The sequence below is a fragment of the Acidovorax sp. CF316 genome, from assembly GCF_000276605.1.
In the GTDB taxonomy this organism is placed as follows: Bacteria; Pseudomonadota; Gammaproteobacteria; order Burkholderiales; family Burkholderiaceae_C; genus Acidovorax.
Genome location: NZ_AKJX01000122.1, coordinates 11971 through 35437, shown reverse-complemented (window position 1 = coordinate 35437; position 23467 = coordinate 11971). Strand labels below are relative to the sequence as shown.

General features: G+C 67.5%; 24 protein-coding genes and 2 tRNA genes. 11 read left to right on the top strand and 15 right to left on the bottom strand.

Annotated elements, in window-relative coordinates:
• The first annotated feature begins 4 nt into the window (after positions 1-4).
• Entirely contained in the window at positions 5-619 is a 615-nt protein-coding gene (locus tag PMI14_RS14635; RefSeq protein ID WP_007855595.1) for a hypothetical protein, read from the top strand.
• Between the two features lie 27 nt (positions 620-646).
• On the opposite strand, the gene PMI14_RS14630 is transcribed toward PMI14_RS14635, so the two are convergent.
• Positions 647-2032, bottom strand: a complete 1386-nt coding sequence (locus PMI14_RS14630) for a hypothetical protein (protein WP_007855593.1) — start codon at positions 2030-2032, stop codon at positions 647-649.
• 190 nt (positions 2033-2222) lie between these two features.
• Here PMI14_RS14630 and PMI14_RS14625 point away from each other — a divergent pair, with 190 nt between their 5' ends.
• A complete protein-coding gene (locus tag PMI14_RS14625) occupies positions 2223-3161 on the top strand; it encodes a LysR family transcriptional regulator (RefSeq protein ID WP_035203889.1) in 939 nt (312 codons plus the stop codon).
• Positions 3142-4176, top strand: coding sequence for a tripartite tricarboxylate transporter substrate binding protein (locus PMI14_RS14620; protein ID WP_007855586.1), 1035 nt, complete (start codon positions 3142-3144; stop codon positions 4174-4176). Before PMI14_RS14625 ends, PMI14_RS14620 begins: the two co-directional genes overlap by 20 nt.
• 69 nt (positions 4177-4245) lie before the next feature.
• Here PMI14_RS14620 and PMI14_RS14615 read toward each other — a convergent pair whose 3' ends face one another.
• Positions 4246-5400 (bottom strand): ABC transporter substrate-binding protein, encoded by a 1155-nt coding sequence (locus PMI14_RS14615; RefSeq protein WP_007855585.1) that lies wholly within the window; start codon positions 5398-5400, stop codon positions 4246-4248.
• Between the two features lie 192 nt (positions 5401-5592).
• Here PMI14_RS14615 and PMI14_RS14610 point away from each other — a divergent pair, with 192 nt between their 5' ends.
• Positions 5593-6027, top strand: coding sequence for a hypothetical protein (locus PMI14_RS14610; RefSeq protein ID WP_007855584.1), 435 nt, complete (start codon positions 5593-5595; stop codon positions 6025-6027).
• A gap of 109 nt (positions 6028-6136) precedes the next feature.
• Here the strand turns inward: PMI14_RS14610 and PMI14_RS33570 are convergent, their stop codons facing one another.
• Complete coding sequence (locus tag PMI14_RS33570; protein WP_007855582.1) at positions 6137-6478, bottom strand: hypothetical protein; 342 nt, start codon at positions 6476-6478, stop codon at positions 6137-6139.
• Between the two features lie 23 nt (positions 6479-6501).
• Positions 6502-6681, bottom strand: coding sequence for a hypothetical protein (locus PMI14_RS14600; protein ID WP_146187963.1), 180 nt, complete (start codon positions 6679-6681; stop codon positions 6502-6504).
• 263 nt (positions 6682-6944) lie between these two features.
• Between PMI14_RS14600 and PMI14_RS14595 the strand changes: the two genes are divergently transcribed.
• Positions 6945-7286, top strand: coding sequence for an I78 family peptidase inhibitor (locus PMI14_RS14595; protein ID WP_007855578.1), 342 nt, complete (start codon positions 6945-6947; stop codon positions 7284-7286).
• Between the two features lie 147 nt (positions 7287-7433).
• Complete coding sequence (locus tag PMI14_RS14590; protein ID WP_007855576.1) at positions 7434-8609, top strand: MFS transporter; 1176 nt, start codon at positions 7434-7436, stop codon at positions 8607-8609.
• On the opposite strand, the gene hemW is transcribed toward PMI14_RS14590, so the two are convergent.
• The 5 genes from hemW to PMI14_RS14565 all read right to left on the bottom strand — a co-directional run bounded on the left by hemW (position 8606) and on the right by PMI14_RS14565 (position 13419).
• Complete coding sequence (gene hemW / locus PMI14_RS14585; protein WP_007855574.1) at positions 8606-9886, bottom strand: radical SAM family heme chaperone HemW; 1281 nt, start codon at positions 9884-9886, stop codon at positions 8606-8608. The two genes, PMI14_RS14590 and hemW, sit on opposite strands and share 4 nt — an antisense overlap.
• Positions 9887-9904: 18 nt before the next feature.
• Positions 9905-10504 carry an RdgB/HAM1 family non-canonical purine NTP pyrophosphatase gene (rdgB, locus tag PMI14_RS14580; protein WP_035203866.1) on the bottom strand — a complete coding sequence of 200 codons (600 nt, stop codon included), beginning with the start codon at positions 10502-10504 and terminating at the stop codon, positions 9905-9907.
• Between the two features lie 56 nt (positions 10505-10560).
• Positions 10561-11289 (bottom strand): ribonuclease PH, encoded by a 729-nt coding sequence (gene rph / locus PMI14_RS14575; protein ID WP_007855570.1) that lies wholly within the window; start codon positions 11287-11289, stop codon positions 10561-10563.
• A 137-nt stretch (positions 11290-11426) separates the two neighbouring features.
• On the bottom strand, positions 11427-12329 hold the full coding sequence (locus PMI14_RS14570) for a PP2C family serine/threonine-protein phosphatase (RefSeq protein WP_007855569.1): 903 nt from the start codon (positions 12327-12329) through the stop codon (positions 11427-11429).
• 73 nt (positions 12330-12402) lie between these two features.
• Entirely contained in the window at positions 12403-13419 is a 1017-nt protein-coding gene (locus PMI14_RS14565) for a serine/threonine-protein kinase (protein WP_007855567.1), read from the bottom strand.
• A 75-nt stretch (positions 13420-13494) separates the two neighbouring features.
• Between PMI14_RS14565 and PMI14_RS14560 the strand changes: the two genes are divergently transcribed.
• The 4 genes from PMI14_RS14560 (at position 13495) to PMI14_RS14545 (ending at position 17667) form a co-directional block, all read left to right on the top strand.
• Entirely contained in the window at positions 13495-14412 is a 918-nt protein-coding gene (locus PMI14_RS14560) for a YicC/YloC family endoribonuclease (protein ID WP_193353627.1), read from the top strand.
• Positions 14413-14449: 37 nt separating this feature from the next.
• Entirely contained in the window at positions 14450-15070 is a 621-nt protein-coding gene (gene gmk, locus PMI14_RS14555; protein ID WP_007855564.1) for a guanylate kinase, read from the top strand.
• A gap of 19 nt (positions 15071-15089) precedes the next feature.
• Positions 15090-15293, top strand: a complete 204-nt coding sequence (gene rpoZ / locus PMI14_RS14550) for a DNA-directed RNA polymerase subunit omega (RefSeq protein WP_005794722.1) — start codon at positions 15090-15092, stop codon at positions 15291-15293.
• A 97-nt stretch (positions 15294-15390) separates the two neighbouring features.
• Positions 15391-17667: a bifunctional (p)ppGpp synthetase/guanosine-3',5'-bis(diphosphate) 3'-pyrophosphohydrolase gene (locus tag PMI14_RS14545; protein ID WP_007855563.1), complete on the top strand. Its 2277-nt coding sequence runs from the start codon at positions 15391-15393 to the stop codon at positions 17665-17667.
• An 8-nt stretch (positions 17668-17675) separates the two neighbouring features.
• Here the strand turns inward: PMI14_RS14545 and greB are convergent, their stop codons facing one another.
• The 6 genes from greB to hrcA all read right to left on the bottom strand — a co-directional run bounded on the left by greB (position 17676) and on the right by hrcA (position 22362).
• Positions 17676-18272 carry a transcription elongation factor GreB gene (greB, locus tag PMI14_RS14540; protein ID WP_007855561.1) on the bottom strand — a complete coding sequence of 199 codons (597 nt, stop codon included), beginning with the start codon at positions 18270-18272 and terminating at the stop codon, positions 17676-17678.
• A 547-nt stretch (positions 18273-18819) separates the two neighbouring features.
• A complete protein-coding gene (locus tag PMI14_RS14535) occupies positions 18820-19179 on the bottom strand; it encodes a hypothetical protein (protein ID WP_007855558.1) in 360 nt (119 codons plus the stop codon).
• Between the two features lie 198 nt (positions 19180-19377).
• A tRNA-Arg gene (locus PMI14_RS14530) sits at positions 19378-19454 on the bottom strand.
• Between the two features lie 268 nt (positions 19455-19722).
• The gene (locus tag PMI14_RS14525; protein ID WP_238541842.1) at positions 19723-20784 is read right to left on the bottom strand and encodes a hypothetical protein; all 1062 of its coding nucleotides are present in this window, start codon (positions 20782-20784) and stop codon (positions 19723-19725) included.
• Positions 20785-21235: 451 nt separating this feature from the next.
• Positions 21236-21312 (bottom strand) — tRNA-Ile (locus tag PMI14_RS14520).
• Positions 21313-21363: 51 nt separating this feature from the next.
• Complete coding sequence (gene hrcA / locus PMI14_RS14515; protein ID WP_007855554.1) at positions 21364-22362, bottom strand: heat-inducible transcriptional repressor HrcA; 999 nt, start codon at positions 22360-22362, stop codon at positions 21364-21366.
• Positions 22363-22561: 199 nt separating this feature from the next.
• Between hrcA and PMI14_RS14510 the strand changes: the two genes are divergently transcribed.
• Positions 22562-23467, top strand: coding sequence for an NAD kinase (locus PMI14_RS14510; protein WP_007855553.1), 906 nt, complete (start codon positions 22562-22564; stop codon positions 23465-23467).

The following is a 23467-nucleotide window of genomic DNA, read 5'->3' as shown; positions in this document are numbered from 1 at the left end:
GCCGATGAACAGCCAGCTGCGCTTTGTGATGCACCCCGACGACGAGCGCGAGTTCGCGGCGCAGGTCCTTGCCGACCCTGCCGTGCTGCTGATCGACGGCCCGCGCTGGAAGGACGCAGCGCCAGAGACGTTCCGCACCCTCGATGCCATCCGCGGCAGCTATTGCATCCTTTGGTCGCCCGATGACCAGGCCGCGCTCGACGCGCGCTACATCGCCGGCTGCAACGACTGGTACTGCGAATCGGAGTACGCCACCGTGCAGTTCCTGCGCTCCGAGGTCTTCACAGGCGGTGTGCTCACCGAGGGGCGCATCGCGGTCTCCACGGGCAACGCCAGCGCGCAAGCCGCCCAGGGGGTGGAGCGGCGCTACAAGGCCCTGGGCCGCTTCGTGCGCAAGCACTACGCCAACGCGGTGGTCCGCTGGTGCAACCCCAGCCTGCCCTTCGGCCCTGCCGTGCCGGGGCGCTCCGCCAACCCCGGCAAGCCCGACGCGCAGGTCTGGGTGGGGCCGCACGCACTGCAGTGGCTGCGCGCGGATGCGCAGCAGCGCTGCGTCAAGCAGTCCCGCAATGCCGTGGTGGAGGCGCGGCTGGCGGACAGCTTGCCGGCCAGGGTGTAGCCGCTCCGCTGCGCCCGGCCCCCTTGATCAGGGCCGCGTGCGCGCCGGCACCCGCGTTTCCAGCGCACCGGGCACATAGGCCGGCGCAAAGCTGCAGCCCGCGCCGAAGCGCGCTTCCAGCGAGGTGCAGCGCTGCGCCACGCTGGTGGGCGTGGGCTTGGTGCGCGTCTCCACCCAGTCGAGCAGCGAGGTCACCAGGGCCGGGTAGGTCGGGTCGCTGATGTAGCTGTGCGTGCCGGTGTTCACGAAGGTCTGCACCAGGCGCTCGCCGCTGCCGCCGCGGTCCATCACGGTCTTGAAGTAGGCGTCCAGTTCGACGAAGGCCGTGGGGTCGCTGATCCACTTGGTGGTGAGCACCGGCACGGGGATGGTGCCCTTGGGGTCGGTGTCGTCGCCGAAGCGCTGCACGGCGACCGGGTCGGCGCGGTAGCGCAGCACGCCGGCGTTGAGCGCAGCGTCGTCGGCCGAGCCGCTGTAGACCACGCCGGTGTTGCCGAAGGGGCTGGCGCCGCCGGTGCGCTTGGCGGTCACGTCCTGGAAATGGTAAGTGCCCCAGCTCAGGTGGGCGGAGATCGAGCTGGCGGGGATCTTGACCACCTTTTCGATGGTCTCGACCTTGCGCTGCTGCTCGGGCGTGCGCTGCGCGGCGGTCTTGTCCAGGCCCAGGCATTCGTTGGCACGGGCGTTGAAATCGTCGCGCGCCAGGGTCAGCGTGGCGGGCAGGCCGAGGTTGAGCGCATAGCTCGCCTCGGTGGGCCGCGGGTGGTTGTTGCACAGGTACTGGTAGACCACGCGCAGGTCCAGGCGGAAGTCGTACGAACGCGTGCCACCGGCCAGCACGCCGCTGGTGAGCAGCACGGCATCGTAGGGCTGCGATCCCACGGTCTGCGCCGTGAACATCTCGGCGGCCTTGGCCGCCACGCCCGCGCCCCATGACTGCCCGTGCAGCACGGTGCGCTTGGGGACCGCCACGTGCTCGTTGAAGATGCGGCGCAGGCGCTCGGTGTCCTCGGCCGCGGCGCGCACTTCGACCCCACCCTGGCGGAAGGTGGAACCCGCCCAGGCGTAGCCGGCCTTGACCATGATGGCCCAGCGCACCAGGTCTTCCTGCGCGCGCTCGGCCGTGGGGGCGGCCAGATCGGGCCCGCCATGCGCGTGCAGGACCAGGTTGCCACCCCAGTCCTTGGGCGTGGCGATGAGGTAGTAGGCGCCGGCCGAGTCGCGCCCGCCCAGGCAGGTGGCGGTGGTGGGCAGCTCGGCCGGGCAGGCCACGGCGACGGGCTTGGCCTCGGGCGGGTAGGCGGGGCTGTCGCTGCCGCCGCAGGCCGACAGCAGGGTGAGGACCGACAGGGTGGACAGGACGGACAGGGTCGACGAAGCGACCGGGCTGCGCGAGCCGGTGGTGGAAGGCATGGATGGGTCTCCGGTTGTTGTTGTTGAAAAACGCGTGTTCCCGGTGCGTGCTGATACGTGCTGGTGCGCGGGGCACAAGGCCCGCCCCAGGGAAACCGACGAGGCCGGCTGCAGGGAACAGGGCGTATCCTAGGAGCGTAGGCTGCACATGCCAAACACCTGAATAATCTGTGGTCCATACGTTATGAATATCGAGTTCCGGCACCTGCGCTACTTCGTCGCCGTCGCGGATGCCCGGCACATCACGCGCGCCGCCGAGCGCCTGGGCATGCAGCAGCCCCCGCTGAGCCAGCAGATCAAGGGGCTGGAGGTGGAGCTGGGCGTGCCGCTGTTCCTGCGCCACCCCAAGGGCGTGACGCTGACCGACGCCGGCCAGCTGTTCTACGCCGAGGCCACGCGCCTGCTGCGCGACTGCGCGGCCATGCAGGAGCGCATGCTGGCCTTTGCCGATGGCAGCCAGGGCATGCTCTCCATCGGTTTCACCAGCTCCTCGGCGGCGCACGACTTCACGCCCGAAGCGCTGCGCGTGTGCCGCGCCACCTACCCCGGCATCCAGCTGGTGGTGAGCGAGAACAACGCCGCCGAGATCACCGATGCCGTGGCCTCCTCGCGCCTGCACTGCGGCTTTCTGCGCGTGCCCGTGGCCTGGCCCAAGGGCGTGGTGCTCAAGACCCTGCTGCAGGAGCCCGCCGTGCTGGCCATGCCGCGCGACCATCCGCTGGCGCAGTTGCCCGCAGGCAAGAAGCCCGGCGCGGTGCAGCTCAAGGAGCTGCAGGGCGAGAAGTTCATCTTCGTGCGCAAGCCCGGCGCGCCGGGGCTGTATGCCAACCTGCTGGAACTGTGCACGCGCGAGGGCGTGGCCATCAACGTGGTCTCGGAGGTCGACCGCATGATGACCAACCTGAACCTGGTGGCCGCCGGGGCCGGCATCTCGGTGGTGCCCTCGTCCATGCAGGGCACGCACCACAACGCCATCGTTTACCGGCCGCTGGCCCGCGCGGTGAAGCTGGGTGCGCCGCTGACCCTGGCCTACCGCAAGAGCGACTGCCATGGCCCCACGGGGGCCTTTGTGGAACTGGTCACGAAGATCGCGGCCGAAAGGGCCCGTGGTGCCACTGCAGCCGCCTGAGACCGCGCCGCCTCCCACCACCGCCTGGCCGCGCCGCCGCCTGCTGCGCGGGGCCCTGGGCGGTGCTGCACTGGTGGCCGGCATGCCGGCCGTGCATGCCGCCACACAGGCCGTACCGTGGCCCAACCGCCCCGTGCGCCTGATCGTGGTGTACCCGCCCGGGGGCGTGAGCGATGCGACCGCGCGTGCGCTGGCGCAGCCACTGGCGCAGACCTTGGGCGTACCGGTGCTGGTGGACAACCGCGCAGGTGCCGGCGGCGCAGTGGGCATCGACCTGCTGGCCCGCTCCGCCCCCGACGGGCACACGCTGGCCTTCTCGGCCATCACGCCGCTCACGCTGCAGCCTCTGCTGGTGCCAGGTGCACGCGACCTGCTCACCCAGGTCATGCCCATCGTGGGCGTCATGCACACACCGGTGCTGGTCATCGGCACGCCGGCCCTGGGGCCGCGCTCGTTCACCGACATGATCGCCCTGGCCCGCGCGCGGCCCGGCGCCGTGCGCTGGGCCAGCTCGGGCGTGGCCACCACCGGGCACATGGTGCTGGCCCAGACGCGGCTGCACAGCGGTGCCGACATCACCCACGTGCCCTACCAGGGCGGTGGAGCGCAGCTCAACGACGCGCTGAGTGGCCAGTTCGAAGTGCTATCCACCAACCTCGCGGCGCAGCAGCTCGAGTACGTGGCCGCCGGGCGCCTGCGCGCACTGGCCGTGGGCTCGCCCGCCCGGCTGGCGGGCCTGCGCGATGTGCCCACGCTGGCGGAGCTGGGCTACCCGCGCGCCAACCTGAGTTCGCTGTTCGGTCTGTTCGCACCGGCGCACACGCCGCCTGCCGTGGTGCAGGGGCTGAACGAGGCGGTCAACCGCATCCTCGGTGCAGGAGGGCTGGCGACCTCGCTGCGCGACAAGCATGTGCTGCCCGCAGGCGGCACGGTGGCAGCATTCGCACAGCAGATCGCCGTTGACCGGCAGGGCAACGAAACCCTGGTGCGACGGGGCGGGGCGCTGCTGCGCTGAGACGAAACGCCCCCTGAGGCGCTCCCTGCAGTTGGCGCGCCATGGACAACGGGGGGTGATAAGCCGGCGCTACTGCCGGATGCGGCCAGTGGCGCTCACGATGGACAGCTCCACGAAGCGCGAGCCACTGCGCTGGCCAGGGCGGTAGCCCACGGTGTAGCCGCCCAGGTCCAGGCTGTCGATGCTGTCCAGCGCGGCAGCCAGGTTCTCGCGCGTCGGCTTGGCGCCGGCACGGCGCGCGGCCTCGGCGATCACCTTGGCGGCGATGTAGCCCTCCATCATGGCGTAGCTCACGGGCACATCGGGGTCGCCGCTCTTGGCCTGCACCTCGCGGAATTCCTTGCTCAGCTTGCTCGATGCGCGGTACGGGTTGGGCGTGACCTGGGCGATCGATATGCCCTGCATGTGCTCCTCGGCCAGGCGCTTGGCCAGCTGCTCCAGGTCCACGTCGGACGAGGCGAAGAGCCTTGCCGTGCCGCCTTCCAGCCGGTACTTCTCGATGAAGGCCGAAGCGGCGGCGCCGCTGGTGATGAGGATGATGGCCTGGGGCTTGGCCGCCTGCAGCAGCTTGTTGGCGTTCTCCATGCGCAGGGTGTCCATCTCGTAGGAGCCCTTGGCCATGAGGCTGCCGCCGTTCTTCTTCACGGCCTCTTCGGCGCTGGCGAGCAGCGCGGGGGCGTCGGGGCCTTCCTCGTACAGCAGGCCCAGCTTGGTGATGCCCACGGTGGCCAGGTGCTCGGCGATCTTGCCGATCTCGTCGCGCAGGCCGGCGCGCACGTTGTAGAGCAGGGGCGAGTCGGGCTGGAAGGTGCTGCTGCGGTAGCCCACCAAGGCAATCTTCTCCTTGGCCAGCAGGCCGGATTTCTGCAGCGCGGCCAGGTTGCCGGCGCCCATGTAGCCAGCCAGCAGCAACGGGCGCTGCTCGGCCAGCAGCTGCTGGGTGGCGGCCAGGGTCTGGTCGGCGCGGCCGGTATCGTCCTTGCGGGCCAGCACCAGGGTGTTGCCGTTGATGCCACCGGACTTGTTGACGTGGTTGAAGTACATCTGCATGCCCGCCGAGTAGCCCCGGCCATCGCTGGCCTTGAGGCCCGACAGCGGCGCCACCTGTCCCACCACGATGGGGGCCGCCTGCGCCACCCCCAGCATGGCCAGCAGGGCGCCGGCACAGAGAACGGGGCTCAAAAGCCATGGGCGGACGGGGGTCGCGGCAGCGCTCGGGTTCATGTGTCTCCTCTGGTCTTTGTCGTAGTGGCAGCACCGGCGCCCTCATGCCCGGTGACCGAGCGCGTTTATACCAGTACTGGCACCAGGGCGACAGCCTTCTGTCAGCTTCGATTTCGCAGAAAACTGGTCGTACGGGCTTGCACTCTTGTCCGGAGAGTGCAACCATGGGTATCAAATTCCCGGGGGAATGCCATGAAGAAGCTACTCTTGCTGCTGTTGGCCTTGGTGGTATCGCACGGCGCGCTGGCGCAGGCCAGCGAGGCGCCGAACCTGGATGCAGTGCAGCTGCCGCCCATGGCGCGGCCGGTGGCCAGCCCGGCCGCCAAGGGGGCCACCAGCCAGGCCCTGGTGATCGAGCCCACCTACTTCTACACCTACCTGCTGAGCACCAGCACGGGCACCACGTACCCGACGGCCACCCAGTCCATCGGCTACCTGACGCGCAACGATGCCTTCTTGCAGTTGACCGGCTATCTGGGCTGCACGGTGGCAGGCACCTTCATCCCCTTCGATGGCTACTTCGCAGACCGGTACAACTGCCCGTTCTACAACGGCATCATCGTGGTGGCCTGGGCGCCCAACCTGGTCTACACGCCCTGGATCTGGTACTACTACCTGATCCCTTGAAACGGCTGCACGCCGCACCTTCCTGAGGCAGCGCAGCGGCGGGGTGCGACCTGAAGAAAGCGACGAAGCCCGCGTTAGAGCGGGCTCCTGCGTGGACGCGGTGGCCAGGTCAGCGCGCGACCAGGGCCAGGACCAGCAGGCGCTCGGCAATGTCGTCGGCGTCCCGCTCCATCTCCACCAGGCCGAAGCTGCCAGCGCACCAGCCTCCGTACCAGATGCGGAAGGCCTTGACGCCAGCGACCGGCGAATGCTCGCCATACCAGCGGATGGCCTCATCGATGCGCGAGTGGTAGGTGGGGGCGCCGACCTGGTCGCGCTCATCGAACATGCGCGCACGGTAGCTGTGCGCGCCATCGTGGGCGATGTGCAGGATCAGGCTGCCCGGCACGGCGTCGTCCTCCTCCCGCGCGGCGCGCTGGCGAGGGCTGGGATTGGCAATGGCGGCAAGCATGGTGGTGTCCTTCTGCAAGGGTTTCAGCCCATGGCCTGAAACTCACCGTACACCGTGTCGCCGAACTGCGGCTCCACCTGCACGTGGGCCATGTCGGTGCGGCCCACCATGAGGTATTCGCTCTGCTGGGACTGCGAGGCTGCGCGCATGGGCTGGCCCATCTGCAGGGGATCGGGCTCGCCGATCAGTTCAAGGCGCCTCATGTGAAGGTCTTCGAAGTGCATGGTTTCCATCCTCGCGTGCGGCAAAAACAGGGGCTATGGCTGCATTGGCGCACTTTCGATGAAAACGCGGAGTCGGAGAGCCGAGGAGGCCCGTGTAGGAAATGTCCTGCACTGGGCAGCCTTCCCAGTAGGCAGCGCCATGGCGGTTACGCCGCGTCACAAATGGGTGGCACGCCAGGCAGTATGGTGGTGGACACAAGCCTTCTCTGTACCCCTTCGCCTTTTTCTTTTCAGGAGACTCCATGCGCCGCAGCCCCCACCGCCCCCTTCTCGCCACCTGCGCGGGCCTCGCCCTGGCCCTCCTCGCAGGCTGCGCCGGGACACCCGCGCGCACGCCCGCGACCGACAGCACGCCCTCGGTGGGCCCCGGCCCCAAGGGCGGTACCTGCAATGCCGCACCCGCACAGGGTGCCAAGGGCAAGCAGCCCACCGCCGGCACGGTGGAGCAGGCACGCGTGGCCTCCGGCGCAGCCATGGCCCGCGTGCTGCGCGACAACCAGCCCGTGACCATGGAGTTCAACGCCGAGCGCCTGAACCTGGTGATAGACGCGAGCGGAAAGATCACCACGGTGCGTTGCGGCTGAGGTTGCCATGGCCGGCCGGGGCCCGGCGGCTGCGGCTGAGAGCCATCGCCCGCCACCCCAGGGCGCAGCCCGGGCGGCAAGGCCTGCAAGTACCATCGGTGCGCAAGCCGCTCTGCTTGCGGTTGTTGTGCGCCACGCGTTTTCCCGATGCCCCTGCCCTCCCCCACCACCCGCGCCATTGCCGCGCTGTCGCTCACCCAGCTCATCGGCTGGGGTTCCACCTTCTGGTTGCCGGCCGTCACGGGGCCGGCCATGGCGGCTGAGCTGGGCATGGGCCTGCCGCTGGTGATGGCCGGGCCCACGGCCATGCTGATAGTGATGGCCCTGGTCTCGTGGCCGCTGGGCGCCGTGTTCGAGCGCCACGGCGCCCGCCCGGTGATGGTGCTGGGCTCGCTGCTGGGCGCACTGGGCCTGGCGCTGGTGGGGCTGGCGCAGGGCCCTGTGTCCTACCTGCTGGCGTGGACGGTGCTGGGCCTGGCGGGCGCCGGCATGCTGAGCACGCCGGCGCAGATCGCGGTAACCGAGATCGCGGGCGACAAGGCGCGCCGGGCACTCGGTGTGCTGATCCTCGCCGGGGGCCTCACCTCCACGCTGTTCTGGCCACTCACGGGCTTGCTGCAGGCCCAGTGGGGCTGGCGCGTGGCGACGCTGGCCTTTGCAGCGCTGGTGCTGCTGGTGTGCCTGCCGCTGCACTGGGCCATGCTGGCGCGCCGCCCGCGCGGGCAGGCCATGGCGCACGCCGCCGCGGAGCCCGTGGCCATCGACCGGCCGCGCTTCGTGCTGCTGGCCACGACCTTCGCGGCCAACGGCTTCGTGACCTGGGGCTTCGCGCTCACCATCATCATCCTGTTCGAGGCGGCGGGGCTGAGCCATGCCAGCGCGCTGGCGGCGGCCTCGTTCATCGGCATCGCGCAGTGGGCGGGGCGGCTGTTCGACTTCCTCGGGGGCGGGCGCTGGTCGGGCTTTGCGCTGGGGCTGGCAGCGTCGGCCCTGTTCCCCCTGAGCTTCATCGTGCTGCTGTGGGCAGAAAGCTTCACCGGCGCGCTGCTGTTCGCGCTGGTCTACGGCATGGCGGGCGGGGTGATTGCGGTGAGCCGCGCGACACTGCCGCTGCAGGTGTTTCCGGCCGCCGCTTACGCACGCGCGTCGGCGCGGCTGGCGATGCCGCTGAACCTGTCGTTCGCCGTGGCGCCGCCGGCCTTCGCCGCACTGCTGACCGGTGCGGGGCCCCACGCCGCCCTGTGGCTGGCCTTTGGCATCTCGCTCGTGGCACTAGGCGCGCTGGTCGGGCTGTGGCGGCTGCAGCGCCACGCCCTGCACTAGTCGGCCAGGAAGAGTTCCTGCAGGTCGCTCAGGAAGTCGAAGCCCCGCTCCGTGGGCCGTACCTGGCCGCCCGGCTCGCGCACGATCAGGCCTTTCGCCTCGGCCTTGTCGAGGGCCTTGGCGATGGCGGTGATGGGCAGGCCGGTGCGCTCGGTGAAGTCCTTGAGCGCAAAGCCCTCGCGCAGGCGCAGGGCGTTGAGCATGTACTCGAACGGCAGGTCGGCGCGGCGCACCTCTTCGTCCTGCGCCACGGCGTGGCCAGCCAGCGCGTTGTCCATGTAGCGGCCCGGGTCGCGAAAGCGCACCTGGCGCACCACGCGGTGGGCAAAGCTGAGCTTGCTGTGAGCGCCCGCGCCAATGCCCAGGTAATCGCCGAACTGCCAGTAGTTGGTGTTGTGCCAACACTGGTGGCCGGCCCGCGCGTAGGCCGATATCTCGTAGCGCGAAAGGCCGGCCTGGCCCGTCATCTCGGTGATGCGGTCGAGCATGGCGTAGGCCTCGTCGTCCTCGGGGATGGCCGGCGGGTACTTGGCGAAGTAGGTGTTGGGCTCGATAGTGAGGTGGTAGATCGAGATGTGCGGTGGATTCAGCGACAGGGCCGTGGCCATGTCTTCCTCCAGCTCGGCCGGGGTCTGCCCCGGCAGGGCGTACATGATATCGAGGTTGAAGGTGTCGAAGGCCTCGGCGGCTTCGCGCACGGCGGCCAGGGCCTGGGCGCGGTCGTGCACGCGGCCCAGGGCCTTGAGGTGCCGGTCGTTGAAGCTCTGCACGCCGATGGACAGGCGCGTGATGCCCGCGGCGCGGAAGGCCTTGAAGCGGTCCTTCTCGAAGGTGCCGGGGTTGGCCTCCATGGTGATCTCGCAGTCTGCCTCCAGGCGCAGGCGCGCGCGGATGCCGCCCACCAGGCGGTCGATGGCCGCGGGCGAGAACAGGCTGGGCGTGCCGCCGCCGATGAAGATGCTGTGCACCGGGCGGCCCCAGATCAGGGGCAGCGCAGCCTCCAGGTCAGCCATCAGGGCGTCGATGTAGCGCTGCTCGGGTACCTCGCCAGGGGCTGCAGCGTGCGCAGCGTCGGCCCCTGCGGCAGCACCCCGGTACTCGTGCGAGTTGAAGTCGCAGTACGGGCACTTGCGGATGCACCAGGGCAGGTGCACGTACAGCGACAGCGGCGGCAGGCTCTGCAACTGCAGCAGACCGGCGCGCATGTAGTGCTGGATGTCGCGCACCACCGCGGGCTCGGCGGCTTCGGTGTCGGGGACGATGGGGATGTGGGTCATGGGAGCGTCCGGATTGGCTCAGAACCAGCGCTCGCGCATCAGCGCCAGCATCTGCTGGGCCGAGCGGCCGCGGTGGCTGTGGGCGTTCTTCACTTCCACGGGCAGCTCGGCGAAGGTTTTGCCGAATTCGGGGATGAACATCACCGGGTCGAAGCCGAAGCCATTGCTGCCGCGCGGCGCGCGCGTGATCTCGCCGACCACGCGGCCCACGGCGATCAGGGGCTCGGGGTCTTCGGGGCTGCGCACGGCCACCAGGGTGCTGACCATGGCGGCACGGCGCTGGTCGATGTGCTGCATCTGCTCCAGGATGGCGCGCACATTGGTGTCGTCGCCTTTTTCGTAGCCGAACTGCGTGGCGTAGTAGGCCGTATCCACGCCCGGCAGGCCGCCGAAGGCGTCCACGCACAGGCCGGCATCGTCGGCCAGGGCCGGCAGGCCGGTGTGCGCAGCGGCAAAGCGCGCCTTGGCCAGGGCGTTCTCGACAAAGGTGCGAAAGGGCTCCTCGGCCTCGCCCACGCCCAGGTCGCCCTGGCGCACGAGTTCGACCGCGAGCGGCGCCAGCATGGCCTGCAGCTCGGCCAGCTTGCCGCGGTTGTTGGAGGCGAGGACCAGTTTCATCGTGGGAACCATCTTTGTCGTCATGGGGCCGGCGCCCGGCCCCGGGAAAATCGAAATCAGTCGCGAAGTGCCTGCTGCTGGAGCGTGATGAGTTCGGCAATGCCTTTTTCGGCCAGGGCCAGCAGCGCATCCATCTCCTTGCGCGTGAAGGCCACGCCCTCGGCCGTGCCCTGCACTTCCACATAGTGTCCCGCACCGGTCATGACCACGTTCATGTCGGTGTCGCAGCCCACGTCCTCCACGTATTCCAGGTCCAGCAGCGGCGTGCCTTCGACGATGCCCACCGAGATGGCGGCCACGGACTGGACCAGCGGGGACTTGGCGATCTTGCCGGCGGCCAACAGCTTGGTGACCGCATCCTGGGCGGCCACCCAGGCGCCGGTGATGGCGGCGGTGCGGGTGCCGCCGTCGGCCTGGATCACGTCGCAATCGAGCTGGATGGTGCGCTCACCCAGCAGCTTGAGGTCGAACACGGCACGCAGGCTGCGGCCGATGAGGCGCTGGATCTCCTGCGTGCGGCCGTTCTGCTTGCCGCGCGCGGCCTCGCGGTCGCTGCGGCTGTGGGTGGCGCGCGGCAGCATGCCGTACTCGGCCGTGACCCAGCCCTCGCCGCTGCCACGCTTGTGCGGTGGCACGCGCTCTTCCACCGAAGCGGTGCACAGCACCTTGGTGTTGCCGAACTCGATCAGCACCGACCCCTCGGCATGCATGGTGTAGTGGCGGGTGATGCTCACGGGGCGCAACTGGTCGGCGGCACGGGCACTGGTGCGGGTGAAAGCGGTCATGGTGTTTCCGGTACAGAAGGAAGAAAGGCCCTCGCGTGCCGCCGCGGCGGCGCAGGTGCGAAAGGCAGGTGTCTCAGGTCGGTGCCAGGCCGGCCACGCCCCCGGGGCGTGCAGGCCAGCACAGCGCTGCCAGCCCGTCAGGCCTTGCGTGCGGCGGAGCGGCGGATGGCTTCGTTGATCTCGGCGATCGAGCGCTCGATGGCGGCGTCGTCCAGGTCGTCCACCAGCCCGTCGAGCGGCCCGGCCTGGATGGTGGAGGCGAACACGTCGTCGCTGATGCTGTCGGTGGACACGCCCTGGGTGGACTCGAAGGCATCGGGGGTCTCCCACTCCAGCGCCACCACGGTCACGTTGTCGCTGCTGTCGCCAGCCTTGCGCAGGGCGTCCTCCACCAGTTCGGGCACGGCATGCGACACCGCCTGGAGGGCCATCTGCTTGGCGATCTCTTCATCGCTGAGCGTGCCCCACAGGCCATCGGAGCACAGCAGGATGCGGTCGCCCTGCTCCAGGTACACCGGGCCGGTGATGTCGTAGATGGGCTTGGTCGGCGATCCCAGGCAGGTGAACAGCACGTTGCGGTTGATGCGCTCCAGCCCCGGCGGTGGGTTGTTGCGCAACTCCATGTACGAGTGGTCACGTGTGCGCGTGAGCAGGTCGCCGTCGCGCACCATGTACAGGCGCGAATCGCCGCAGTGGATCCAGGTGGCCGTGCCGGCCTGCACCACGGCCGCCACCAGCGTGGTGCGCGGCGTGTCGAGCATGCCCTTGTCGGTGGCGTAGCGCAGGATCTGGTGGTGCGCTGCCAGCAAGGCGCCCGAGAGGAACTCCTGCACGTCCTTGAGCTGGGGCTTGGCCTCGCGCTGGAACAGCGCCGAGACGGTCTGCAGCGCGATCTGCGCCGCCACCTCGCCCTCGGGATGGCCACCCATGCCATCGGCCAGTACGAACAGGCCCGATTCGCGCGTGTAGCAATAGCCCATCCGGTCTTCGTTCTTCTCGCGGCCGCCGCGGCGGCTGATCTGGAACACGGAGAACTTCATAGTGATTCACCCAGGCAAGGGGGCACCAGGATGGACAGGCAGGCCGCCTGGACCCGCTTTGCGTGCGCCGTGTTCATTTGGGCTTGGCTCCGATCCCGGTGGCTTCACCCACCTTCTGCACATTCTTCTTGGTGTCGGACACCAGGGTATCGAGCTGCAGGCGCATCTTCTCGGCCACCGTGAGCTTGGTATAGCGGCGCTCGCCTTCGCGGCTGAGCTCCTTTTGCAGCGCGAACACCGACTGCGGGCGCGACAGCGGGTCGAGTGCCATGCACCACTCCACCACCTCGATGAGGTTGTCGGAGTACACACCGCGCAGCTTGGTCAGTGCCAGCGAGAGGCGGTCTTTTTCGATGCGCTGGGGCGCTTCGTTGGGCGGAAAGCCCTGCATGCAGGCATAGATGCAGGCGCCAATGGCGTAGATGTCGGTCCAGGGGCCCATGGACGAGTCGCGCCGGTACATCTCGGGTGCGGCGAAGCCGGGCGTGTACATGGGGCGGATGAAGTTGCCTTCCTTGGACAGCACCTCGCGCGCCGCGCCGAAGTCGATCATCACCGCCTTGTTGTCGTCGGTGATGAAGATGTTGGCCGGCTTGATGTCCAGGTGCAGCATCTTGTGCTGGTGCACGATGCGCAGACCGCGCAGCACCTCGTCGAACAGCGAGCGGATGGTGGACTCGCGGAACACCTTCTGCGTCTTGAGGTCGCGCGCGGTGATGATGAAGTCCTGCAGGGTGGCACCCTCCAGGTAGTTCATCACCATGTAGACGGTTTCGTTCTCACGGAAGAAGTTGAGCACACTCACCACCGAGGCGTGCGAGATCTGCGCGAGCGCGCGGCCTTCTTCGAAGAAGCTCTTGAGGCCCAGGCGGTACAGCGACAGCTTCTCGGACTGCACCTTGGGCAGCAGCTCACCCGGGGCGCGCGTGGCCAGGGACGAGGGCAGGTATTCCTTGATGGCGACCTGCTGGCCTTCGGTATCGAGGGCCAGGTAAACCACCCCGAAACCACCGGACGACAACCGGCGCACCACACGGTAACCACCAATCGCGGTATCGGGTGGCAAGGGGGCCGGTTTGATTTTTGACATATTTTGCGAAGATGACTCGGGGGTAAGGCGGAACCCGGATAATCGCCGGATCGCAAGCAACCATCAAAAAGTCCAATGCCAGTTTACAGCATGACCGGCTATGCCAGCGCGCAGCACGGCACATCCGCCGCCGGCGCTGAAACCGAGGGCCGCGCCACCCAGGCGCGCCGCCTGGGACTGGAGATCCGCTCGGTCAACAGCCGCTTCCTGGACCTGTCATTCAGGCTGCCCGACGAATTGCGCGCCATGGAACCCGCCCTGCGGGCCCTGCTGACTGCCAAGCTCAAGCGCGGCAAGGTGGAAGTGCGCGCCGCGCTGGAGAACGAGGACAGCAACACCCTGCAGGATCCGCCCGCCCGGCTGCTGCAGCGCCTCAACTCCCTGCAGGACTCGGTCAAGTCCTGGCTGCCCAACGCCGCGCCGCTGAGCGTGGCCGACGCCCTGCGCCTGTGCGCCAACGCCCACTCGGGCACCGAGGACTGGAGCGAGGCCGTGCCCGTCCTGGCCGAAGAGGCCCTCACGGCGCTGATGTCCGCCCGCGAGCGCGAAGGCAAGCGCCTGGCCGCCATGCTGCTGGACCGGCTCAAGCAGTTGCGCGAACTGGCTCAGCAGGCCGTGCCCCTGGTGCCCCTGCTGGTGGAGCAGCAGCGCCAGCGTTTCATGGAGCGCTGGAAGGAGGCCATGGCCCTGACCGACGGCGCCACCCTGCCCGAGGCCGCCCGCGACCGCGCCCTGACCGAAGCCACGGCGTTTGCCATCCGCATCGACGTGGCCGAGGAGATCACCCGCCTGGATTCGCACCTCGACGAGATCGAGCGCCTGCTCAAGAAGGGCGGCGAAGTCGGCAAACGCCTGGACTTCCTGATCCAGGAACTGCACCGCGAGGCCAACACCCTGGGCTCCAAGTCGGCCGCGCTGGACCTGACCCGCATCAGCGTGGACATGAAGGTCCTGATCGAGCAGATGCGCGAGCAGGTGCAAAATATCGAATGACATTCATGGTTTGAGCGCACGGCGCACACCTTCATCTATGGACTACCCAGGAAACCTCTTCGTAGTGGCAGCCCCGAGCGGTGCCGGCAAATCCAGCCTGGTCAAGGCCCTGCTGGAGCTGGACTCGCACGTTCACCTGTCCATCTCGCACACCACCCGCCCCCCGCGCGGCCAGGAAAAGCACGGGCGCGACTACTATTTCGCGTCGCAGTCCGAGTTCGACGCCATGGTCGAGGGCAATGCTTTCGTGGAATGGGCGCATGTGCACGGCAACCGCTACGGCACCTCCAAGAAAGCCATCGAGGAGCGCATCGCCCAGGGCTCGGACGTGATCCTGGAGATCGACTTCCAGGGTGCGCTGCAGATCCGCGAGGCGTTCGCCAATGCCATCCTGGTGTTCATCCTGCCACCGAGCTGGGAAGAGTTGCGCTCGCGCCTGGAACGCCGGGGCGAGGACTCGCCCGACGTGATCGAGGTGCGCCTGAAGAACGCCGCCACCGAGATGGCGGAGGTCAGCAAATTCGACTTCGTTATAATCAATGAACTGTTCGAGCGCGCGCTTTTTGACCTGAAGGCCGTTGTGCACGCCCAGCGCCTGAAGTACGCCGCCCAGCGACGCGCCCGTGCTGACACCTTCCAGTCGCTCAATATCACCTGAATCCCCGGAGTACCCACCGATGGCACGCATCACCGTAGAAGACTGTCTGGAAAAGATCCCCAACCGCTTCCAGCTCGTTCTGGCCGCGACCTACCGCGCCCGCATGCTGAGCCAGGGCCATGCTCCACGCATCGAAAGCCGCAACAAGCCCGCCGTGACCGCCCTGCGCGAGATCGCCGAAGGCAAGGTCGGCCTGGAAATGCTCAAGAAGGTTCCTGGTTGAGTCTGCGCAAGGGCCCCGGCCCCGAGAGCACCGCTGCCATGCGGTGCTTTTTTTTGCCCTGGCGACCCGTATCGCGTACCCGCGCTACATTTAAGGCATGAACGCGGTGTTCAACACTCCTTCGGCAGCACCTGCCCGGCCTGGCGACACCACCCACGCTCCGGCCAGTGCATCTGCGGCAGCGGCCAATGCCGCGGCTGCCAGCTTTGCCGCGCTCACCGACAACCTGGACTACCTGGACGCCCACAGCATCGAGCAGGTGCGCCAGGCCTACCGCTTTGCCGACGAGGCCCACCTGGGCCAGCTGCGCAACAGTGGCGAGCCCTACATCACCCATCCCATCGCGGTGGCGGCCCAGTGCGCCACCTGGAAGCTCGACGCCCAGGCCCTGATGGCCGCACTGCTGCACGACGCGATGGAAGACTGCGGCGTGACCAAGGTCGATTTGATCGAGCGCTTCGGTGCGCCGGTGGCCGAGCTCGTCGACGGGCTGACCAAGCTGGACAAGCTGCAGTTCAACACGCGCGAGGAAAACCAGGCCGAGTCGTTCCGCAAGATGCTGTTGGCCATGGCGCGCGACGTGCGCGTCATCCTCATCAAGCTGGCCGACCGCACGCACAACATGCGCACGCTGTCGGACATGCCGCGCAGCAAGTGGGGGCGCATCTCGTCGGAGACGCTGGAGATCTACGCCCCCATCGCCCACCGCCTGGGGCTGAACCAGACCTACCGCGAACTGCAGGACCTGTCGTTCCGCCACCTGCACCCCTGGCGCTATGCCACGCTGGCCAAAGCGGTGAACAAGTCGCGCAACCGCCGCCGCGACCTGGTGCAGCGCGTGCAGAGCGAGGTGGACGCGGCGTTCGCGCGCATCGGCATGCAGGTGCGCCTGGCCGGCCGCGAAAAGACGCTCTATGCCATCTACCAGAAGATGGACCAGAAGCACCTGAGCTTTGCCCAGGTGACGGACATGTACGGCTTTCGCGTCATCGTGCCCACGGTGACGGACTGCTACACGGCCCTGGGTGTGCTGCACCAGATGTACAAGCCGGTGCCCGGCAAGTTCAAGGACCACATCGCGATCGCCAAGCTCAACGGTTACCAGTCGCTGCACACCACGCTGGTGGGCCCCTCGGGCGTGAACATCGAGTTCCAGATGCGCACCGACGAGATGCATGTCATCGCCGAGGCCGGCGTGGCCGCGCACTGGCTGTACAAGGCGCAGGACGGTGACGGCACCTCGGCCGAGCGCCTGGGCACCAAGTGGCTGCAGTCGCTGCTGGACATCCAGAACGAGACGCGCGACGCCGCCGAGTTCTGGGACCACGTGAAGGTGGACCTATTCCCTGACGCGGTCTACGTGTTCACGCCCAAGAGCCAGATCATGGCCCTGCCGCGCGGCGCGACGGTGGTGGACTTTGCCTACGCCATCCACAGCAACGTGGGCGACCGCACCACGGCGGCCAAGATCAACAACGAGCAGGTGCCCCTGCGCACCGAGCTCAAGAACGGCGACGTGGTGGAGATCATCACCGCGCCGATCTCCACGCCCAACCCGGCCTGGCTGGGCTTTGTGCGCACGGGCCGGGCGCGCTCCAAGATCCGCCACTACCTCAAGACCCTGGCGCATGCCGAGTCCGAGGGCCTGGGCGAGAAACTGCTGACCCAGGCCATCCGCTCCGAAGGCCTGGAACAGTTGCCCCCGGTGAACGCCGAAACCCAGCCCATCTGGGACAAGTTGCTGCGCTTTACCGGCAACCGCACGCGCACCGAGCTGATGACCGATCTGGGCATGGGCAAGCGCATCGCCAGCATCGTGGCCAAGCGGCTCATGGTGCTGATGAGCGAGCACGGCCACCGGCCCGACGCGCTGCTGCTCAGCCGCGAGCGCTACACATCGCACGAGCGGCTTTCGCAAGGCGCCGTCACCCTGGACGGCAGCGAGAACGCATCGGTGCAGTACGCCCACTGCTGCCGCCCCGTGCCGGGCGATGCCATCGTGGGCTACCTGGGCCGGGGTGAGGGCCTGGTGGTGCACAACACGCACTGCGGCGTGGCCAAGCGCCTGCAGCACAAGGACAGCGAGCGCTTCATCGCCGTGGACTGGGCGGACGAGCCGGTGCGCATGTTCGAGACCGGCATCGTCGTCACCATCACCAACAGCAAGGGCGTGCTGGCCCGCGTGGCCGCCGACCTGGCCAGCGCCGAGGCCGACATCACCCACGTGGACATGGACGACGAGGTGGCACTGGACACCACCGACCTGCGCTTCATCGTCGCCGTGCGCGACCAGGCCCACGTGGAGGCCGCCCTGCGCAACCTGCGCCGCACCCCTGCGGTGATCCGCGCCAGCCGCATCACCCCTGCGGCCTGACCCGCCGTTCAGCGATCAGGGGGCTGCGACTCCTGCGCGGGCGGCGCATCGTGCGGCTCGTAGCGCACCTCCAGCACCTCCAGCGAGCGCACGCCACCCGGCGTGGGCAGCGGCACCTCGTCGCCCACCCGGCTCTTGAGCAGGGCGCGCGCCACAGGCGACACCCAGCTCACCTGGCCGCGGCCGCTGTCGGCCTCGTCGATGCCCATGATGGTGATGGTACTGGTCACGTCCTCTTCGTCCACATAGGTCACGGTGGCGCCGAAGAACACCTGGTCGCTGCCGGCGTGGACCAGCGGGTCCACCACCTCGGCCACCTCCAGCCGCTTGGTGAGGAAGCGGATGCGCCGGTCGATCTCGCGCAGGCGCTTCTTGCCGTAGAGGTAGTCGCCGTTCTCCGAGCGGTCGCCGTTGCTGGCCGCCCAGTGCACCACCTCGACGATCTTCGGGCGCTCGTTGTCGATCAGGTCCAGCAGCTCACCGCGCAGCCGGGCATAGCCCGCGGGCGTCATGTAGTTGCGCGAACCGGCGGGGATGGGGGGCAGTGCCGGCCCTTCGTCGTCATCGGCCTGCGGGTCGGATTCCTTGGTGAAAGCCTTGCTCATGGCGGCATGTTACCCCTGCGGCAGCCCCGCGTTCCGGGCACCCGGCCCTTCCCGCCCAGTCTCTCAGCTGTTCGCAGGGCAGGCAGATGCCTTGTTGCCGAACTCCACGAAGTTTTCGTTCATGAGGCGCGTTTTGGCCGTGGTGCAGGCACACAGGGCCCCCTTATGAAGGCCTCGATGTCTTCTAGCTGGGCATCCATGCCCGCCACGAAGTGCTCCCGGCTTTTCTCCAGGCACCGGGGCAGCGCCAGGCCATGCACTTCCTGGCGCAGGGCCTGCATGGTGAGGACGGCGCACCATGGTGGTCATCCTTGAACGGCCACTCGCGGGTTGACATGCCTACAGGCTGGTGCCTCACATCCTGGGCGGCTTGCCCACGGGATCCCCGGCTTCGTTCTCTTCCTCCCCCGCATAGGGGCCGACTCCATCTGGCGAAAGCCCTGTGCCTGGCTGCTGCGGGGACGGCGGCGGCGGGCCAGCGGGTGGCAGATCGCCAGGCGGCCGGGGTAGGTCCTTGGGCACCTGGTGCAGCGGGTGGTCCCTGGGATCAGTGGCCATGGTGTATGCCTCCAGACACGGCGAGTCGATGGGGCGCCACGCCGTCCGCGCCCGCTGCAGACGACGCCCACGCGGTTTCCACGACGGGAGAGGCGGCCTCCCAGATGAGCCCGAGCGCCCGGCACTGCAAGTCCAGTTCCTCTGTGGCGGCAGCGCGCTCCAGGTCATCCCATCGCAGGGTCGCCACCAACCGATCCCCCTCCCGCAGCAACACCTGGTAGCCCCGGCCCTCCTGGTCCGTCCAGCTGAAAAGCACGGCTTCCGCATCCACCTCGACCGGGGTCGAGGCAAGATGTTCCGACGCGGGGTCGCGCTTGAATTGGCAGGTGACTGCGTGGGTGGGCATCATGGGTGGGCACGGGTAAGAATTCACCCACAGAGTGCGCCGCCATGTGCAATGGAGGTGTAGGAAGACTGCGCGAGGTGCGCACCACGGCGACTACAGGGCCCAGAGCCCTTACCAGCAGCACTGCGCAACGGGCTGGCGGGAAATCAGAGCGCACAAAGGAAAAAGCCCTGATACCTTGCGATATCAGGGCTTACCTGTTGGTGCGGCTGGCAGGAATCGAACCCACGACCCCTTGGTTCGTAGCCAAGTACTCTATCCAGCTGAGCTACAGCCGCTAAGCTTCGAATTATAGCATGGATTTTTCAACATTTCAAAAAATCGCTGCTTTCTGCGTTTGCCTCAACGTGAAACCCTGTGGCAATCACAGAACTCGTCTGCTGCACGTATTGTAGCGCACGCAAAAGGTGCCTCCAGGCAAAAGGTCCAAATTTATTGGCCAGCGCCCCTGATCGGCCGGCTTTCCCTCTTGTCGGCGGCCGCATGCGAAAAGGCCCCGAAGGGCCTTTTTTTGCGAGGTGGGGAAGGCGCCGTGCGCCAACCTATTTACTGGGGCCAGACCTTGCCCTTGCTGACAAAGGCACCCGTACTGGTCTTGTAGCCGAAATAGATCTCGATATTGAAGGCGCGCAGGTCCGTGTCCGTCAGGTCCATCGAGGGCGAGAACTTCAAGGTGGTCGCATTCGTGCCCAGGCTGGAGTAGGCCACGTTCTCGGGGAAGGGCAGCAACAGTTGGGCCCAGCCATCGACCTTGCGGAAGAACCAGACGTCCGTCGTGTAGAACAGGCCGTTGGCGGGAATGCGCGCGGCCACCCAGGTGCTGATCTGGGGATTGGCGGCGACCTCTGTGGCCGACTGCGTCATCGTGATGTCCAGCTTGAGGGACTGGCCGGCGGCGGAGGCCACCGTGGTGGTGACCGTCGTGCCCGCAACCGGCGGATTGGTGGTGCCGCCACCGCCGCCAGGGCTTGCCGCGTCCACGGGGTCCGGGAAGGGGCTGGTGGTCCAGGTGATGGCGTTGTAGCCGGCCGCGTACTTGGGCATGTCCACGTCGATGGCGCCCTGGTAGTCGAAGAGCGCGGCGCCGCTCAGCTGGCGCACATAGAGCCACTTGCCCTGGTTGGTGCTGCTGCGGTTGGCATCGAGCTGGCCGCCCACGAAGCGCAGGGTGCCGCCACCATCGTGCACGACGAAGTGGTCGACATCTTCATTGACCAGGCGCGCAAACGAGGTGTCGATGCGCTCGCCGGTCTGGGCTGCCTGGTACTCGCTGCCACTCAGGGCGGCGACACGGGTCGGCTCCTTGCCATAGCGCAGCACGAAGGCCGACTGGGTGCCCTGGGCCGCGTAGCCGGAGAACAGGAACGAGCGCGCACCGGCAGGAATGAAGACCTTGAATTCCTGGCTCTGCATCTGGAAGCCGGTGAATTCGGGCAGCGAGAGGGAACCGCCGCCAGGGAAGGCGCAGCCGCCGGTGCCGAAGCCGATCGCGCAGCCCGTCACGCCAGTGGGCGCGTACTGCGCCTTGAAGCCGACCTTGGTGTCAAAGGTGTAGTTGAAGGTGCCGGGCGCTGGCGGCAGGGCAATCTTGTGTGCAGACTGGTGCATCGAAACGAAGTTCGCAGCCTGCGCAAAGGTGGTCAGTGCCGACAAAAATAAAACAATGAGATACCGCATCGAGGACTCCAAAAATAAAAATGACCAGGCACGCGCGCGGCGGCCCCCTTCACCATGGGCCGCCAATTTCAGAGCAGAAAACCGCGAATGCCAGGACCGTTTGGCCTATCGTTCTGACATGTCACCACGCCAACGCGCCGCCAGGCCCGCCCCACTGCAGGCCCGCAAACGTGACATAACGTGTCTTTGCATCGTAACGGTAACGTTGCATTGATGCAGTGATTCGGCGCACAAGTTACATGCGGATGCCCTGAGGGGCCCTCCCCGGCCGGGGGAGGGTGCATGGGCGACGGGGGCCGCTTGTGGGAGAAAATTGACGCGGCATCACCCGCCATGCGGGCAAGAAGCTGCAACTTTGATAGCAACTATGCCAAGAGGGATATGGTAGGGCGTGAGGGACTTGAACCCGCGACCAAAGGATTATGAGTCCTCTGCTCTAACCAACTGAGCTAACGCCCCGTGTACCTGACCGAAGATGGGGCACGCGGTATTGTAGGGGCAAGCCGGTGTTCAACGGCGGTGGCTGAGCGCGTTGGACACCAGCTTGGAAGTGATGTCCACGATCTGGATCATGCGGTCGTAGGGCATGCGCGTGGGGCCTATCACGCCTAGCGTGCCCACCACCTTGCCATCCACCTCGTAGGGAGAGCTCACGATGGAGAGTTCCTCGAACGGAACGACCTGGCTTTCGCCGCCTATGTAGATGCGCACGCCCTCGGCCTGGCTGGAGAAATCCATGAGGCGCAGGATCTGCGTCTTCTGCTCGAAAAGGTCGAAGGCGCGACGCAGGTTGCCCATGTCGCTGGAGAAATCACTCACCGACAGCAGGTTGCGCTCACCCGAGATGACCACCTCGTCCTGCGCCTCGCCCTCCGAGCCGACGTTGACGGCGGCCTGCATGAGCGTGCCGATCTCGCCGCGCAGCGCATCCACCTCGGACTTGAGGCGCTCGCGCACCTGCTCCATGGCCAGGCCGGCGTAGTTGGCGTTGAGGAAATTGGCGGCCTCGATCAGCTGCGACTGCGAGTGGTCGATGTCAGTGAAGATCACGCGGTTCTGCACGTCGCCCTCGGGCGAGACGATGATCACCAGGAAACGCCGCTCCGACAGCCGTAAAAATTCGATGTGCCGGAACACCGAGGTGCGCCGTGGTGCCATCACCACACCCACGAACTGCGACAGGTTGGACAGCAGGTTGGCGGCGTTGGCGATCACCTTCTGCGGCTGCTCGGGCGCCAGCGGGGGTGAAATCAAAGGGTCACGCTGCACCGTCAACATGGTGTCCACGAACAACCGGTAGCCCTTGGCTGTGGGAATGCGTCCCGCCGAGGTGTGCGGGCTGGCGATCAGGCCCAGCTCTTCGAGGTCGGCCATCACGTTGCGGATGGTCGCTGGCGACAGGTCCATGCCGGAGGCGCGCGATAGCGTGCGCGAGCCGACGGGCTGGCCGTCGGCTATGTAGCGCTCCACGAGCGCTTTGAGCAGCAACTTGGCACGATCATCAAGCATGCGGTCGATTTTAATGAGGGAAGTGGGTGTTTCCCTGTCGCGTTTCGTCTATCGTTGTACAGAGAAGTCCGCATGGGATGCACTAGCATTGAACCACCTTTTCGCACCGGACCCTGTGCCCGCCGCCGTTGTGGCCACCGCGCCCGACGCAAGGCCCCGCCCAGGCTCCGAGTTCCCACAACAATGATGTAATTTGACGATGCCCTCCAATTTCCGCCATGTAGCGCTCATCGGCAAGTACCAGCAGGCATCGGCTGCAGGCGCCTCCTCCATGACCGAGGGCTCGCGCCAGGCCCTGCAGGACATCGCCCAGTTCCTGCAAGGCCAGGGTTGCACCGTGGCCCTGGAGGCCGAGACCGCCGCCAACACCGGCCTGTCCGGCTATCCTGCGATGGACGTGGACACCATCGGTACCCATTGCGACCTGGGCCTGGTGGTGGGGGGAGACGGCACCATGCTGGGAATAGGCCGGCAGCTGGCGCGCCACAAGACACCGCTGATCGGCATCAACCAGGGGCGGCTGGGCTTCATCACCGACATCCCATTCGGCACCTACCAGACCACCCTGCCCCCGATGCTGCAGGGTGAGTACGAGGAGGACCTGCGCCCACTGATGCATGCCCGCGTGGTGCGCGACGGGCAGGTGGTCTTCGAGGCGCTTGCGATGAACGACGTGGTCGTGAACCGGGGCGCCACCTCGGGCATGGTGGAGCTGCGCGTGGAGGTGGGCGGCCGCTTCGTGGCCAACCAGCGGGCCGACGGCCTGATCATCGCCTCGCCCACGGGCTCCACGGCCTATGCGCTGTCGGCCGGCGGCCCGATGCTGCATCCCTCGATTCCCGGCTGGGTGCTGGTGCCGATCGCGCCGCACACCCTGTCCAACCGGCCCATCGTGCTGTCGGACGCCACCGAGATCGCCGTGGAAGTGGTCAGCGGCCGCGACGTGAGCGCCAATTTCGACATGCAGTCGCTGGCCTCGCTGCTGCACGGCGACCGCATCCTGGTGCAGCGCTCCGAGCACTGCGTGCGCTTTCTGCACCCGCTGGGCTGGAACTACTTCGCCACCCTGCGCAAGAAGCTGCGCTGGAACGAAGGGGGCTCCTGA

Excerpts from the sequence above, each read along its gene's own strand:
- PMI14_RS14525 (WP_238541842.1), bottom strand. The coding sequence starts at position 20,784 with ATGCACCAGTCTGCACACAAGATTGCCCTGCCGCCAGCGCCCGGCACC.
- hemW (WP_007855574.1), bottom strand. The coding sequence starts at position 9,886 with ATGACCCACATCCCCATCGTCCCCGACACCGAAGCCGCCGAGCCCGCG.
- PMI14_RS14635 (WP_007855595.1), top strand. The coding sequence starts at position 5 with ATGAACAGCCAGCTGCGCTTTGTGATGCACCCCGACGACGAGCGCGAG.
- PMI14_RS14590 (WP_007855576.1), top strand. The coding sequence starts at position 7,434 with ATGCCCCTGCCCTCCCCCACCACCCGCGCCATTGCCGCGCTGTCGCTC.
- rph (WP_007855570.1), bottom strand. The coding sequence starts at position 11,289 with ATGACCGCTTTCACCCGCACCAGTGCCCGTGCCGCCGACCAGTTGCGC.
- PMI14_RS14565 (WP_007855567.1), bottom strand. The coding sequence starts at position 13,419 with ATGTCAAAAATCAAACCGGCCCCCTTGCCACCCGATACCGCGATTGGT.
- rdgB (WP_035203866.1), bottom strand. The coding sequence starts at position 10,504 with ATGAAACTGGTCCTCGCCTCCAACAACCGCGGCAAGCTGGCCGAGCTG.
- PMI14_RS14615 (WP_007855585.1), bottom strand. The coding sequence starts at position 5,400 with ATGAACCCGAGCGCTGCCGCGACCCCCGTCCGCCCATGGCTTTTGAGC.
- gmk (WP_007855564.1), top strand. The coding sequence starts at position 14,450 with ATGGACTACCCAGGAAACCTCTTCGTAGTGGCAGCCCCGAGCGGTGCC.
- PMI14_RS14535 (WP_007855558.1), bottom strand. The coding sequence starts at position 19,179 with ATGATGCCCACCCACGCAGTCACCTGCCAATTCAAGCGCGACCCCGCG.
- PMI14_RS14510 (WP_007855553.1), top strand. The coding sequence starts at position 22,562 with ATGCCCTCCAATTTCCGCCATGTAGCGCTCATCGGCAAGTACCAGCAG.
- PMI14_RS14600 (WP_146187963.1), bottom strand. The coding sequence starts at position 6,681 with ATGAGGCGCCTTGAACTGATCGGCGAGCCCGATCCCCTGCAGATGGGC.
- PMI14_RS14560 (WP_193353627.1), top strand. The coding sequence starts at position 13,495 with ATGCCAGTTTACAGCATGACCGGCTATGCCAGCGCGCAGCACGGCACA.
- PMI14_RS33570 (WP_007855582.1), bottom strand. The coding sequence starts at position 6,478 with ATGCTTGCCGCCATTGCCAATCCCAGCCCTCGCCAGCGCGCCGCGCGG.
- PMI14_RS14630 (WP_007855593.1), bottom strand. The coding sequence starts at position 2,032 with ATGCCTTCCACCACCGGCTCGCGCAGCCCGGTCGCTTCGTCGACCCTG.
- rpoZ (WP_005794722.1), top strand. The coding sequence starts at position 15,090 with ATGGCACGCATCACCGTAGAAGACTGTCTGGAAAAGATCCCCAACCGC.
- PMI14_RS14545 (WP_007855563.1), top strand. The coding sequence starts at position 15,391 with ATGAACGCGGTGTTCAACACTCCTTCGGCAGCACCTGCCCGGCCTGGC.
- PMI14_RS14610 (WP_007855584.1), top strand. The coding sequence starts at position 5,593 with ATGAAGAAGCTACTCTTGCTGCTGTTGGCCTTGGTGGTATCGCACGGC.
- PMI14_RS14595 (WP_007855578.1), top strand. The coding sequence starts at position 6,945 with ATGCGCCGCAGCCCCCACCGCCCCCTTCTCGCCACCTGCGCGGGCCTC.
- greB (WP_007855561.1), bottom strand. The coding sequence starts at position 18,272 with ATGAGCAAGGCTTTCACCAAGGAATCCGACCCGCAGGCCGATGACGAC.
- PMI14_RS14570 (WP_007855569.1), bottom strand. The coding sequence starts at position 12,329 with ATGAAGTTCTCCGTGTTCCAGATCAGCCGCCGCGGCGGCCGCGAGAAG.
- hrcA (WP_007855554.1), bottom strand. The coding sequence starts at position 22,362 with ATGCTTGATGATCGTGCCAAGTTGCTGCTCAAAGCGCTCGTGGAGCGC.